The organism is Catellatospora methionotrophica (assembly GCF_011297335.1).
GTDB lineage: Bacteria > Actinomycetota > Actinomycetes > Mycobacteriales > Micromonosporaceae > Catellatospora > Catellatospora methionotrophica.
The window spans coordinates 764758-779283 of sequence record NZ_JAAOTJ010000001.1 but is presented as its reverse complement, the minus strand read 5'-3'; the positions used below and the strand labels follow the sequence as shown (position 1 = coordinate 779283).

General features: G+C 71.0%; 7 protein-coding genes. 5 read left to right on the top strand and 2 right to left on the bottom strand.

Annotation, left to right across the window (positions count from 1 at the left end; translation table 11 throughout):
• Nucleotides 1–15 precede the first annotated feature (15 nt).
• From HAV40_RS03490 to HAV40_RS03480, 3 genes are all read left to right on the top strand, one after another.
• Nucleotides 16–1512, top strand: coding sequence for an aldehyde dehydrogenase family protein (locus HAV40_RS03490; protein WP_166378889.1), 1497 nt, complete (start codon nt 16–18; stop codon nt 1510–1512).
• A gap of 352 nt (nt 1513–1864) precedes the next feature.
• Nucleotides 1865–6106, top strand: coding sequence for a LamG-like jellyroll fold domain-containing protein (locus HAV40_RS03485; RefSeq protein WP_203671625.1), 4242 nt, complete (start codon nt 1865–1867; stop codon nt 6104–6106).
• Nucleotides 6107–6255: 149 nt separating this feature from the next.
• Nucleotides 6256–6813 carry a GNAT family N-acetyltransferase gene (locus HAV40_RS03480; protein WP_166378885.1) on the top strand — a complete coding sequence of 186 codons (558 nt, stop codon included), beginning with the start codon at nt 6256–6258 and terminating at the stop codon, nt 6811–6813.
• A gap of 117 nt (nt 6814–6930) precedes the next feature.
• On the opposite strand, the gene HAV40_RS03475 is transcribed toward HAV40_RS03480, so the two are convergent.
• Nucleotides 6931–8235 (bottom strand): toll/interleukin-1 receptor domain-containing protein, encoded by a 1305-nt coding sequence (locus HAV40_RS03475; RefSeq protein WP_166378883.1) that lies wholly within the window; start codon nt 8233–8235, stop codon nt 6931–6933.
• 177 nt (nt 8236–8412) lie between these two features.
• Here HAV40_RS03475 and HAV40_RS03470 point away from each other — a divergent pair, with 177 nt between their 5' ends.
• A complete protein-coding gene (locus HAV40_RS03470; protein WP_166378881.1) occupies nt 8413–9543 on the top strand; it encodes a hypothetical protein in 1131 nt (376 codons plus the stop codon).
• Nucleotides 9544–9558: 15 nt separating this feature from the next.
• Here the strand turns inward: HAV40_RS03470 and HAV40_RS03465 are convergent, their stop codons facing one another.
• The gene (locus HAV40_RS03465; protein WP_166378879.1) at nt 9559–11280 is read right to left on the bottom strand and encodes a RyR domain-containing protein; all 1722 of its coding nucleotides are present in this window, start codon (nt 11278–11280) and stop codon (nt 9559–9561) included.
• Between the two features lie 344 nt (nt 11281–11624).
• On the opposite strand from HAV40_RS03465, the gene HAV40_RS03460 reads away from it, so the two are divergent.
• The gene (locus HAV40_RS03460; RefSeq protein WP_166378877.1) at nt 11625–14498 is read left to right on the top strand and encodes a TIR domain-containing protein; all 2874 of its coding nucleotides are present in this window, start codon (nt 11625–11627) and stop codon (nt 14496–14498) included.
• The last annotated feature ends 28 nt before the right edge of the window (nt 14499–14526 follow it).

The window sequence follows — 14526 nt, the reverse complement described above, 5'->3', positions numbered from 1 at the left end:
ATATGGAAGGCCACCATGTCCCACGAGAACTCCACGCTCCTGCCCGCCGTCCGCTCGTTCCTGTCCTCGCCCAAGCAGCTGCTCATCGGCGGCGAGTGGGTGGACGCCAAGGACGGCAGGACGTTCGACACGATCAACCCGTCGACCGAGGAGGTGCTGGTCCAGGTCGCGCACGCGTCCGCGGTCGACGTGGACCGCGCGGTCGTGGCGGCGCGTACGGCGTTCGAGTCGCCGTCGCCGTGGTCGCGGATGACCCCGCGCGAGCGCTCGCACCTGCTGTGGCGCATCGGCGACCTCATCGACGCCCACGCGGAGGAGTTCGCCCAGCTGGAGGCGCTCGACAACGGCAAGCGCGTCGAGGCGGCCCGCGACGGTGACGTCGCGATCTCCGCCGAGCTGTTCCGCTACTTCGCGGGCTGGGCGACCAAGATGGAGGGCACCTCCATCCCGATGTCGGTGCCGGGTAAGCAGTTCCACGCCTACACCCGCCGTGAGCCGGTCGGTGTCGTGGCGGGCATCGTGCCGTGGAACTTCCCGCTGCTGATGGCCTGTTTCAAGATCGTCCCGGCGATCACCGCGGGTAACACGGTCATCCTCAAGCCGGCCGAGCAGACGCCGCTGACCGCCCTGCGCCTCGGCGAGCTGCTGCTGGAGGCCGGCGTGCCCGCTGGGGTGGTGAACATCCTGCCCGGCTTCGGTGACACCGGGGCCGCGCTGGTCGACCACCACGGCGTCGACAAGGTCGCCTTCACCGGCAGCACCGAGGTCGGCAAGAAGATCGCCGCCGCGGCGTCGGGCAACCTCAAGAAGGTTTCCCTGGAGCTCGGCGGCAAGGCGCCCAACATCATCTTCAACGACGCCGACATCGACGCCGCGATCGCCGGTGCGGTGCTGGGCGGCTACTTCAACGAGGGGCAGTGCTGCGTCAACGGCTCGCGCCTGTACGTCCAGCGCGGCGTCTTCGACCAGGTCGTCGAGGGGGTGGCGGCGGCCGCGCGGGCGATCCGGGTGGGCGACGGCTTCGACGCGGCCTCGCAGATGGGCCCGCTGGTCTCGCGGGAGCAGCACGAGAAGGTGCTGGGCTACATCCGTGGCGCGGTGGCCGACGGCGCGGTGCTGAACGCCGGCAGTGCCGACGCGGTCGGCGACCGCGGCTTCTTCGTCGCGCCGACGCTGATCACGTCGGTGAACGAGCAGATGGCCGTGCAGACCGACGAGATCTTCGGCCCGGTCGTGACGGCGATCCCGTTCGACACCGAGGACGAGGCCGTCGCGGCGGCCAACAACACGGTGTACGGGCTCGCCGCGGGTGTCTGGTCGAACAACATCGGCACCGCGCACCGCGTGGGCGCGCGCCTGCGCGCCGGCACGGTGTGGCTGAACACGTGGCACGCCGACGACGTCACCCTGCCGCGCGGCGGTTTCAAGCAGTCGGGCTGGGGACGCGAGCTGGGCTCGTTCGGCCTGGACGACTACACCGAGCTCAAGACCGTCATCGCCGAACTGCGCTGACCGACCGCTCACTGTCGCGGTGAGCGGCAGGCACGACCTGATCAGGTAGGCCCCCGGAGACGCCTCCGGCGGGCCTACCTGCGTATCCAACGCCGCCTGCGGTGCGCCCGATTCGTCAGACAGCGAGGCAACTGTCCGGCGATACGAGATCGGCATGCGAATCTTGGTTCTCATATGCGAACGGATCAAATCAAGGGTTCATGTATGTAGACCCAGTTCTTGACAGTCGATTCACGAGTGTCTTACCTTCAGGCTCCGTGGCGGAGTCCGTCCTCTCGCCGCCACGCCGCCGAACCTCAAGGGATCTCTTATGAAAGTGCCCCGCAGGTCTGCCCGCTCCCATCTCGACCGCATGCTGGGAGGTCTGTCCCGCAGAGCCGTCGCCACCGTCGCCGCGCTGGCCCTGGTCCTCACCGGACTGTCCATCCCCGTCGCGGCGCACGCAGCCCCCGACAACGACGGCCGGCTCAGCGTCCTGCTGTTCTACAAGCCCAACTTCCACGCCTCCAACGTGCAGGCCCGCCAGGCCGTGCGCGACCTGGCCAACCAGCTCGGCACGCAGTACGGCCAGCCGGTCGACATCCAGGAGACCGACGACCCGGCGGCGTTCAACACCGCCAACCTCGCCATCCGCGACACGGTCGTCTTCGCCCAGACCGGTGGCGTGCTGTTCAACGCTTCGCAGCGCTCCGCGCTGGAGACCTACATCCGCGGTGGCGGCGGCTTCATGGGCCTGCACTACACCGGATGGTCGGTCGGCGAGAGCGAGCACGACGTCAACCCGTTCTACGCCCGCCTCGTCGGCGCCGTGTCCGAAGGCCACCCGGAGAACCCGGGCGTGCGGCCGGGCCGGGTGTTCGTGACGAACACCAGCCACCCGCTCACCCAGGGCGTGACGGCCAGCCTCACCCGCAGCGACGAGTGGTACGACTGGGTCGTCAACCCGGCGCCGTGGGTACGCACCCTCATCCAGGCCGACGAGTCCTCCTACGGCATGGGCCGTCAGGGCTCGACGCACCCGGTCACCTGGTGCCAGACGATCGATTCCGGCCGGTCCTGGTACACCTCCATGGGCCACGAGGGCACCGCCTACAGCGAGTCCTACATGCTCGCCCAGATGAAGAACGGCCTCGCCTACGCGGCGAAGCTGCTGGCCGGCGACTGCTCCCCGCCGGTCAAGGACCAGGCCGGTTCCTGGAGCGGGGTCACCCCGTGGCCGCTGGTGCCGATCAACATGGCGCTGACCTCCGACGGCCGCGTGCAGTCGTTCGGCAGCGTCGGCGGCTGGGCCAACGACACCACGCCGTACGACTGGACCGGCAACGACGGGGTGACGCAGGGCGGCCAGATGGAGGTCGACATCTGGGACCCGGCACAGCCACGGACCCTGGCGAACCTGCGTAACGGCATCCTGCCCAACACCACCTACACCGACCTGTTCTGCGCCATGCAGGTGCAGTCCCCGCACGACCACTCCACGATGACGGTCGGCGGCGACGACGGCATGGGCGGCAACGCCCCCAATGACGGCGCGGTCGGCGTCACCAGCTACACCACGAACAACGGGCTGCAGAACGAAGCGCCCATGAACTACCCCCGGTGGTACCCGACGGGCACCACCATGCCCAACGGCGACGTCGTCGTGCAGGGTGGCAGCCTCTCCGGTGGACCGGGCGGGCGCGGTGTGCTCACCCCGGAGATCTACACCCCGGAGCAGGGCTCGGGCTGGAAGAAGCTCACCGGCGCGACGAACTCGGCCGCGTACGGCGACGGCGGGTCCGACCACGCCGGCAACGACGAGAACCGCTGGTGGTACCCGCGGGCGTTCGTGTCCCCGACCACCGGGACGCTGTTCAACGTCACCGGCACCCAGATGTACGAGCTCAACCCGTACGGCAACGGCGGCACCGGCCAGCTGACGCTGCGCGGCACCCTGCCCACCAACATCTCCAACCAGGGCGCCAACGGCAACCCGGTCGGCGCCACCTCCACCGCCACGATGTACCGCCCTGGCAAGATCCTGCAGGTCGGCGGCGGCTGGTGGGGCAACGGCGGCGGCCCCGACGGCGCCCGTGCCGGTTTCATCATCGACATCACCGGCGGCACCGCCAACCCGGTCGTCACGGCGACCCAGCCGATGAAGTACCAGCGCCACTGGGCGACCTCGACGCTGCTGCCCGACGGCCGCGTGCTGGTCACCGGCGGTGGCCGGGAGAACAACGGCAACGGCGGCTACGTCACCAACCCCGAGATCTGGAACCCGGACACCGGCGCCTGGACCGAGGTCGTCATCCCGAACGAGCGCGCCCGGCTCTACCACTCCACCGCGCTGCTCCTGCCGGACGGCCGGGTGATGGCCGGCGGTGGCGGTGCTCCCGGTCCGCGCAACTACACCGATGTGGAGTACTACTCCCCGTCGTACCTGTTCGACGGCAACAACCCCGCACCTCGCCCGGTGATCAACACGGCACCGGCGAAGATCGGCTACAACGGCACCTTCCAGATCACCGCGACCGGCACCATCTCCAAGATCGCGCTGCTCCGCAACGGCTCCGTGACGCACGGGTTCAACAACGACCAGAACTTCCAGAACCTGGCGTTCACCCAGTCCGGTGGCACGGTGACCATCAACTCGCCGGTCAACGGCAACTACGCCCCGGCCGGTGCGTACATGCTGTTCGCCTTCGACGCCGCCGGCACCCCGTCGGTCGCGAAGATCATCAAGATCGACCCCGCGGTCATCATGACCAACCTCAACCCGCGGGTCGTCGACCAGTTCGAGTACCCGCGCCTGCCCGCCGAGTGGCGCACCAACAACCCGCCCGCGACGGTCGACGTCGCCGCCGGCAACAGCCGGATGGTGCCGTGGACGGTCACCAGCCAGGTCCAGCTCGTGCGCGGTAACGCCACCGGTCAGGGCGGCCTCGGCTACACCGGCTACCAGCTGTCGCTGGGTGCCTCGGGCAGCCTCCGGCGCACCGTCAGCGATCTCACCCCCGGTGCCACATACCGGATATCGCTGCGCTATGCCCGCGACGCCCGGGTCTCCGGGACCGCCGCGGCGACGGCCAACCTGTCGATCGGCAGCCTGAGCACCACGCTCACCGCCACGACAGCGCAGCCGTCGACAGCCGCCTACGCCACCTACTCCGGCACCTTCACCGCCGCGACCGCCTCGCAGGTGCTCACCCTGACCGGGACCGGCACCGGCCTGATGGTCGACGACCTGGTGATCGTCGGCGACAACGCCCCGCCGCCCGCCACGGGCATCCCGGTGCGTTACGAGTTCGAGGAGGGCCAGGGCACCACGGCCGCCAACACCGGCTCCGTCAACGTGGGCTCGGCCGTGCTGACCGGGACCACCAGCTGGTCCACCAACGGTGTGCTCGGCAAGGCGATCAACCTGCCCGGCGGCGCCAACACCAACGCGGTCGACCTGCCGGACAACCTGCTGCAGGGCGCGGCGAACTTCTCCACGTCCTTCTGGGTCCGCCCCGACACCAAGTCGAACTGGACCGGCCTGTTCCACATCGGTGACGGGCTCGGCTCCGCGGGCAGCTACTACCAGATCCAGATGCAGACACAGGCCGGTGGCAGCACCGGACTCGCCGTCACCTTCAAGGGCAAGACCGGCCCCGAGGAGCGCGTCTTCGCCACCCCGGCGCAGGACGTGGCCGTCAACCAGTGGAGCCACGTGGCCTTCACCCGGCAGGGCTCGATCGGCACGCTGTACCTCAACGGCGTGGTGATCGCGACCCGTACCGACCTGACCGTCGGCATGACCGAGGTCGGGCCGACGGCCAACAACTGGCTGGGCCGCAACGGATACGGCGACGCACCGTTCGACGGTCTGATGGACGACGTACGCCTGTACACCTCCACGCTGTCCGCCGCGGACATCGCCAAGGTGTACAACGAGGGCGTCGCCGTCCGCTACACCTTCGACGAGAACACGGGCACCTCCGCCGCGAACACGGGAGCGAAGTCGTCGATCGGGGCGGCCTCCTTCCTGGGCACGACCGGCTGGAGCGCAGCCGGCAAGTACGGCAGCGCGGTCTCGCTGCCCGGCGGTGCCGCCAGCACGAACAACCACGTCAAGATGGCCGACAACATCGCGGCCGGACTCGACGAGCAGTTCACCGTGTCGTTCTGGGCCCGCCCGGACACGCTGCCGAGCTGGGTGCCGCTGGTCCAGATCGGCAGCAGCACCGACACGTTCTTCCTGATCCAGTCGTCGACGAACGGCACGACGACCGGGCTCGGGGCGACGTTCAAGGCGGCCGGAGTCGCCAACCAGGAACGGCTGCTGCTCGGTGCGGGCAGGGACCTGCCGCTCAACGAGTGGACGCACGTGGTGTTCACGATGAACGGATCGACCGGAAAGATCTACTTCAACGGGGTCCTGCAGGCCACCCGTACCGATTTCACCATCGGTATCGGTGACGTAGGCGTGGGCGGCACCACCACGGCCAACTTCATCGGTGGCACGAGCTGGGGGGATTCGAGGTTCGACGGACTGATCGACGACTTCCGGTTGTACGGGTACGAACTCACCGCCGACCAGGTGACGCAGCTGAACCAGGGTCGCCGGTAGGCGATGAGTCACCTCTCTCGCCGGGCCGTGAGTCTGCGGTCCGAGCGAGACGGATGACATGACGACGTGGGCCCCGGGAGTCTCCCGGGGCCCACGTTCTGTTGGATATCGCGTTGCGGGCGATCGGCACCGCGGGGAGCATGACGCGCATGTCGCTGCCCACCCCGACCCTGCACAGCGAGCGCCTTCGACTGCGTCCCTTCGGGGACGCGGACGCCGACGACCTGTTCGCGCTGCACAGCAGTGCCCATGTGTTGCGCTTCTGGGACGCGCCGCCCTGGAGCGAGCGCGACCGCGCCGAGCGGTTCATCGCGGCATGCGGCCACATGGCGCAGGAGGGCACCGGTGCCCGGCTGGCCGTCGAGCGCGTGTCCGACGGGATGTTCCTCGGATGGTGCAGCCTGAACCGGTGGAATCCGGTCTACCGCAGCGCGTCGCTGGGCTACTGCTTCCAGGAGGCGGCGTGGGGCCACGGCCACGCGACGGAGTCCGCGCGTGCCCTGCTGCTGTGGGCGTTCGACACGCTGGACCTCAACCGCGTCCAGGCGGAGACCGACACCCGCAACGTCGCATCGGCCCGCGTGCTGGAGAAGCTCGGGTTCGTACGGGAAGGAACGCTGCGGGAAGACTGCGTCGTGAACGGCGAGGTCTCCGACTCGTGGGTCTACGGGCTGCTCAGGCGGGAGTGGCAGCCGTCATCGGCCTGACGGAGCGGAGCCTGCGCGCCGAACGCGACGACGTGGTGACCCGCTCCTGCCAGATCGCCGGGCGCGGCGTGAACTCACCGATCCGGAGAGAACGAACGCTATGGCCGGGAGGGTGATCTACTGCGCCGTCGCCCGCCAGACGGTCACCGTGAAGTCGAGATTCGTCGTGGCGAGATGACGGCCATCGGGTGAGTGGGACAGTGACACCACGCCGCCACCGTGGCTGGGCAGGGTGTACTCCAGGCTGCCGGTGGTCGCGTTCCAGAACCGCGCGAGCATGTCCGTGCCCCAGGTGGCGATGCGACGTCCGTCAGGGGAATACGCCAGTGACGTCGTGCCGCCAGGGTGGCCGGTGAGGGTGCGTTGACGGCCGTCGGCGTCGAGGTTCCACAGGCGGATGACCCCGTTCTCGTCGGCTGCCGCGAGTTCAAGCCCGCCAGGGGAGTACGCCAGGCACCTCGCCGCCGTATGTGCGGCGATGGTGCGCTCAAGCCGGCCGGTGTCGGGATTCCAGAGCCGAATCGTCGCGTCGTCCCCCGTCGTCGCCAGGTAGCGTCCGTCCGGCGAGTACACCGCCATGCGGACCCAGTCGGTGTGACCGGTGAGGACGGCCACCTGACTGCCGGTGACGGGGTCCCAGATCCTGGCCGTGCCGGGATGCGGAGCGAAGAGGGAGTCGCCGCTCGCGGTGGCCAGGTGGCGTCCGTCCGGCGAGTACGTGACGGACCATACGGAATCGTCATGGCCGTGGAGGGTCTGCAGGGGAGCGCTGTCGGCTGTGCTCCAGACCCGGACGGTGCCGTCCGCGCCGGTCGTGGCGAGCCGGCTCCCGTCGGGTGAGTACGCCACCGAGAACACCGCGCCGCGATGTCCGGCGAGGGTGTGGAGCGGTGTACCGGCGGCCGTGTCCCAGAGCCGGACCGTGCCGGCTGCGTCGGCTGTCGCGAGTTGGCGTCCGTCCGGCGCGTACGCGACCACCCATACGTGTTTGTCATGGCCGGTGAGGACGAGGCTCACCTCGTACCGGACCGTGTCCGGTCCTCCAGAGGACGCCAGCCGCCGGAGGCGGTCCAGGACCTCAAGCTCGGGCATGCGGCCGCCGGTCACGTTCGCGAAGTGGAGATCAGACAGGCTGAAGAAGCCGCTGCCCTGCAGTAGCAGCGGGAGAATCGGTTTACCGTGGTTCTCGGCGTGGTTCAGTTCCCGCTTGACCCAGCGTGAACCGTCCGAGTCGGGCGTCATCACCACCACGAGCGCCGCGCAGCCCTCGACCTGGGTGCGGATCACGTCCTCCCACTGATCGCCCGGCGCGAGCGCGTGGTCGTACCAACACGCTATGCCCGCTGCGGCGAATTGGGCTGCGAGTTGCTCTACATAGGAGCGATCTGCCCGGCTGTAGCTGATGAACACGTACCCGCTCACACGGGCACCCTACAACCGGCCGGCGACGCCTGACCGCGACTGACCCGGCCGCACGCCTCTGACCCGAGGGCCTTGACGCGGATAACGGCTCAGTCGGCCTGTCGCGCAGCCGACAGTACCGTCGTCTGAGGCACCGGATGCTGTTGCGGGCGGTCGGTTCTTCATGAGGAGTACGCCATGGCAGTAACGATCATCGAGGACGTGCCGGGCGGGCACGGCTGGAGCTCCCTGGGCCGGTTCCTGGCCGTGTGCATCGGCGTGGCACTGCTCGTGACCGGAGCCCTGGCGGCTGTCCTGCCGCTGGGCGCGTTGGTGCTCTACGGCTCGAACATCGTGGAGGGAGTCGAGAACACTCCGCCGTCCGCCACCGGCCTGGGGCAGTTGCTGCTGCTCGCCGCAGTGGCAGTGGTGTTCCCGGTGGTCGGCCTGCGTGTCATCCGCGGTCGCCGCCTGCTCGGGCTGTACCTGCGCAAGTTCGGTTTCGGCGACACCACCCGGACGGTGAGTTTCGCGTTGAAGTCGGCCGCCGGCCGTTCGCTGCGGCTGGTCACGCTCGACGACGCGATGGTCGTCCCGATCGGCGCGGGTGCGGGCAAGCGGCGCGTGGCGGCCGGAGTCTGGATCCTGATGGGCGGGCTCGCCGCGATCGTGATCTTCTACCTGTGCGGCGGCGGATACGACGCCGACGCACAGCGCAACCTCGACGAGGCGATCAACAGCGCCGACTCGACCGCGGAACGTTTCCTCGCCGGTCCCATGATCGCCATCATCAACGCGTTAGCCTTCGCGGTCGCCGTGTTCTTCGTGTGCCTGGTGGTTGTGATCATGGCGGTGGCGCTGGGCGCGCACCGCGCCGCTCGTCGCGCCGAACGTGCGGCGAGCCGGGCACTGACCAGCCAGCACGAGGTCGGCGGCGCGGCGCGGCAGCTGGCGGCGGCCGCGCGCAAGACCTTCGCGCCGCGCCTGATGGTGGTGGCGGTGCCGACGGCGTTCTGGCAGCAGGCGATCAGAGGCCTGGCGGGGGTATGCGACATCGTCGTGATCGACGTGTCGAACCCGACCGACGCGCTGCTGTGGGAGGTCCGCAACATCAAGCCGATGTTCGCCGGCCGGTGGATCCTCGTCGGCGCGCGCGACCGGGTCGCCGTGCTGGCCGACGAGCGGGTCGCGCTGACGGGCACGCCCCAGGGCCTGCTGGCGAAGATGCTCGACGGTGAGCGGATCCTCGCCTACGGACCCGGCCCCGACGACGTCCGGCACTTCGCCGGGGCGCTGCGCCGCGCGATCGCCGAGGTCGGGCGGCGGTGACCGGCCGCCGGGGCCTCACGCGCCGCGCGGTTGCGGCACGCCCGTGGCGGTGCGCTGCGGCAGCCGGACGACCTGCAGCCCGAAGTCGGCCAGGATCAGCGGGATGTCGCGTACCACGTCGCGGTCCTTCTCACGTTCGGACTCGGGCAGCTGATCCCAGGGCTTGATGCTCGGGTGGGTCTTGGCATGCTCGTCACGCACGTCGCCATACGTCCAGCCCTGCCGGACGCGTTCGTCCATCCACCGTTCGTGCTCGGTCACGGCGAGGGACTCCACCTGCACGTCGTCGGCGGTCTCGATGCCGTCGCCGGTGCGGGGCGCGACGGTGCACCCCAACCGGGTGAGCTTCGCGCCGATGTCACGCGCCTGCCTCACGTTGGCCAGACGGTAGGCGGGGTCCAGCTGCTCCCACGGCACCAGCGCCGCCGTCTCACCGAATCGACCGCCCCGGTCCTGCTGGCGACGCAGATAGAGGTGGTGGATGGATTGGGCCAGACGCTGGTAGGTGTCCTCATGGATGGTGCCGTCGTCGCTCTGGACCGTGTTGACGATCAAGCTGCCGACGCTGACCGGCCACAGGACACCCTCGAAGTCGTCGAGCAGACTGGCCGGGTCGCTGCCGAAGGTATCGGCCAGCCGGGACAGCCGGTCCAGGCGCAACACCAGCGACCGGGGGCCGCCGTGCCACAGGGCTGTCACCGTCAGCGCCGCGAGCACCGCGGCGTCCTCGTCCTCGTGGCACAGGTACGTGCGGTGCGGCGGCGGCGACACCGCCTGCCCGGCCATGTCGCCGAGGTGGCCGGGCATCGGGCGCAGGCGGCAGGACTCCGCCACCGCGGGCCAGCGCCGTCGCAGCTGCTCGGCGAGGTCAGCGGCTGCCGGGTCGACCAGCGTCACCGTCAGCTGGTCGCCACGGCCCCGCAGCTGCCACATCCGCGCCAGCTCGACGACCATCGCCTGCCCGAACGCGCCGAGGCCCGCGATCACCACGTGCGCGGGGCCGTGCTCGAACGTCGCGGCGTCGCGGCGCACCAACTCCCGGGCGGCGAGCTCGTCGATGTTGAAGAAGTCCGCGCCGACGTGGGGCTGGCTGAGGTGCCGTGCCCGCAGCGACAGGGCGTAGGCGGGGTCGCTGACGTGGGCGTACACCGCTAGCGGGCCAGCCTTGCCGGAGCGGCGGGCCTGGCTCGCGGTGGCCACCGTGAGCACGTTGACGCTGCTGTCGGTGCGGTCGTCGGCGCAGGCGTACACCACGGCGGCTCCGGCCACACCCGCATCGTGCAGGGCGGCGGCGTCGCCGGTGTCGGCGTGGACCACGTACCGGCCGGTGGAGCGCAGCTCGGCGGAGATGGCGGTGGCGGTGGGTGTGTCACCGACGACGATGGCGTGACCGTGGCGGCGGCGACGGCGACGGCGCTGCCACTCGACGGCGAAGATCGCCCGGCCGGCCTCGAACAGGGCGTAGACGGTGGCGGCGGGGGCGAGGAACCGGGCGATCTCCAGCTGCCACGGGAAGGGCCCGCCCGCCTCCAGCGGACTGGAGTCGAGCACGAACAACTGCAGGTCGTGATAGACGAGATCGAGCAGGCTGAGGTCGATCGGATGGCGTGGATCGCGGGTGTAGAGCTCCAGCCCCCACAGGCCCAGCACGACCGAGGCCACCACGGTCAGCGCGAAACCCCATCGGGCCGCGGGCAGTGCACGGCCGCGACGGCCGGCCGGTGGTGTCGTCCGCATACGCGTCCCGTTCCTTTACCACGATGATCTACTGACCTTTGTCGACAGTCAGGCTAGGACACCCGGTACGCCGCTGGACTGCAGAACTGATGACGTCAATCGCCGGAGATCGCCTCCGCGTCCCGGCGCGGGGTAACGGGCAGGTCTGAGCTGGCATGTCGGCTGTAGAGGGACCGGCACGGCCGGTGTCGCATCGGCGACAGCCGCGCCCCTGAGCGGCGAAGTCCTGCTGCTCCGGGGGCACGCGCCCCGCCACGCACGGTTACACAGAGTGTCCCGAGGGCAAGCGCTGTGCCACCATGGTCCCTTGCGCCACCACGTCGACCTCGACACGGGAGCATCCCTTGGCGACCCGCTACGCGGCCTTCATCTCCTACCGCCGATCAGCCGACCGCGACCTGGCGACCAGCCTGCAACACGGCCTCCAGGTGCTCGGCAAGCCGTGGTACCGGCCGCGCGCCCTGCGGGTGTTCCGCGACGACACCGACCTGTCGGCCAACCCGGCACTGTGGCCGTCGCTGCAGCAGGCGATGGACGACTCCGGCCACCTGATCCTGCTCGCCTCTCCCGGCGCGGCCGAGTCGGCCTACGTCGACCGGGAAGTGCGGCACTGGCTGCGACACCGCTCACCATCGTCGATCATCATCGCGCTGACCGGCGGTGAACTCGTCTGGGACGAGCACCTGCGCCGCTTCGACCCCGAGCAGACCACGGCCCTGCCACCGGCGCTGTGGCGGCAGACGCCCGGCCCGGACGGGACGCCGATGCTCGCCGGCATCCACGACGACGAGCCGCGCTGGGTGGACCTGCGCGGCATCCGCGACGCCGGGCCGCTGACCCTGGGCCAGCCGCAGCTGCTCGCCGCCGTCGGCGACATCGCCGCACCGCTGCACCGGGTCGCGAAGGAGGAGCTGCTCAGCACGCATCTGCGGCGGCACCGGCAGGCCATCAGGGCCGCAGGGGCCGGGGGAACCGCGCTGGCGGTGCTGCTCGTGGCGGCCGCCGTCGCCACCGTGTACGCGCTGCGCCAGTCCGCGCGCGCCGAGCAGCAGGCCCAGGCCGCGCAGGACCAGCGGGACATCGCCGCCGCCGGGACCCTGACCGAGCTGGCCGCCAAGGTCCGCGGCAGTGACCCGGTCCGGGCGATGCGGCTGGGCCTGGCCGCGTACGCGCTGCACCCGCAGCCCTCGGTGGGGCAGCCGCTGGTGGCCACGACGGCGGCCAGCCGCATCCGCGCCGTGCTGGCAGGGCACGACGACATCGTCAGCGCCGCCGCGCTCCGTCCCGACGGCCAGGTGGCCGCCACCGGTGGCAGCGGCGACCAGACCGTCACCCTGTGGGACACCGCGGCCGGCAGCCGCCACCGCGCACTGGCCACCATCAGCGGGCACTCCGGCGCGATCATCGACGTGGCGTTCAGCCCCGACGGGAAACTGCTGGCCACCGCCTCCGCCGACACGACCGCGATGCTGTTCGACGTCGGCGATCCGGCCCGGCCCCGGCAGCTGGCGACCCTGGCCGGGCACACCGGCCCCGCCACGAGCCTCGCGTTCACGTCCGACGGGCGGCTGCTGGCCGTCGCGTCCGCGGACGGGTCGGCGGTGTTCTGGGACCTGGCCGACCCCGGCACCCCGCAGCGGCGCGGGGCGTTCGGCAATCCGGACACGCCGATGCTGTCGATCGCGTTCGCGCCCGGCGGCAGGCTGCTCGCGATCGGCGCGGCGACGAAGAACGTGCTGCTCGTGGACGTCAGCGAGCCGAAGGCCGCCCGCCGCGTCGCCGTCGTGACGGGCCGGTCGGACTGGGCCGCGCGAGTCGCGTTCGGCCCGGGCGGCAGGCGCCTGGCAGTTCTCGGGCGCGACGGCCGCACGAACCTGTACGACACCACCGACCCCGCCGCGCCGAAAAAGTCCAAGACGGTCATCGACACGTCCTCGGCGGGCCTGGCGTTCAGCCCCGACGGCACCCGCCTGGCCATCGGCGGGGCGTCCGGGACGATCGACCTGTGGCGGCTGCCCGACGCCGGTGACCCGGTGAAGGCGGCCACCCTCACCGGCCACACGGACGCCGTGTGGGACCTCGGATTCGACGCGGCGGGCACCGCCGTCGTATCGGGCAGCGCCGACCAGACCGCGATCGTGTGGAACCTCGACCAGCCCGCCGACGGCGTCGCCGTGGCGAGACTTCCTCCGCGCGCCGACCAGATCACGTCGACGGCGTTGCACCCAGACGGCCGGACCGCCGCCGTCGGGGGAGCGGACGGCCTGACCGTGCTGTACGACCTCAGCGTCCCGTCCGCGCCGACCACGACCGCCACCCTGCGCGGCCACACCGGCACCGTCACCGCGGTCAGGTTCAGCCCGGACGGGCGCACCCTGCTCACCGCGTCCGACGACCGCACCTCCGCGCTGTGGGACGTGAGCGACCGGGCCGCACCACGGCGGCTGTCCACCCTGTCCGGTCACACCGACGTCGTATGGGACGCCGCCTTCGCCCCCGACGGCCGTATCGCCGTCACCGCCAGCCGGGACCGTTCCGCGGCGCTGTGGGACGTCGCCGACCCGGCCCGGCCGCGGCGGCTCGCGACCCTCGGCGCGCACACCGGCAGCGTCCAGTCGGCGGCGTTCTCCGCCGACGGCAGGCTGCTGGCCACGGGCAGCACCGACCAGACCGCCGCGGTGTGGGACGTCGCCGACCCCGCCGCGCCGCGGGTCGTGGCGACCGTGCCCGGTCAGCCGCAACCGGTGTGGGCCGTGGCCTGGACGCCCGGCGGGGCGACCCTCGCCGTGGCGGGCAAGGGCATGCCGGTGCTGTGGGACCTGTCCGACCCGGCACGGCCGCAGCGGCTGACGACGTTGCAGGTGCCCCGCGCGGGTGTCGTCCAGCTCGCCGCCGGGCCGCAGCCGCTGCTGGCCGGCGGCGCCGTCGACGGCACCGTCGCCGTGTGGGACACCACCACGGGCCGGCCCGAGCCCCTGCTGACGATCCCCGCCTCGGCCGAAGCCGTCACCACGGTGGCATTCGACGCCGGGTCGGGCAGGCTGCTGTCCGGCGGTGACGACCGCATCGTGCGGCTGTGGGACCTGACGCCGGTTCGTGAGCTCGTCTCCGCGCCGTCGGCGGCCTGCGCGATCGTCGGGCGGGGGCTGACCGAACAGGAGTGGGCCGAGGCGGGGCCGGGCGTCGCCTACCGGCAGACGTGCCCGTCCGCCGGTTGACGTCACGGCCTACGGCCGTCGTGCGCCC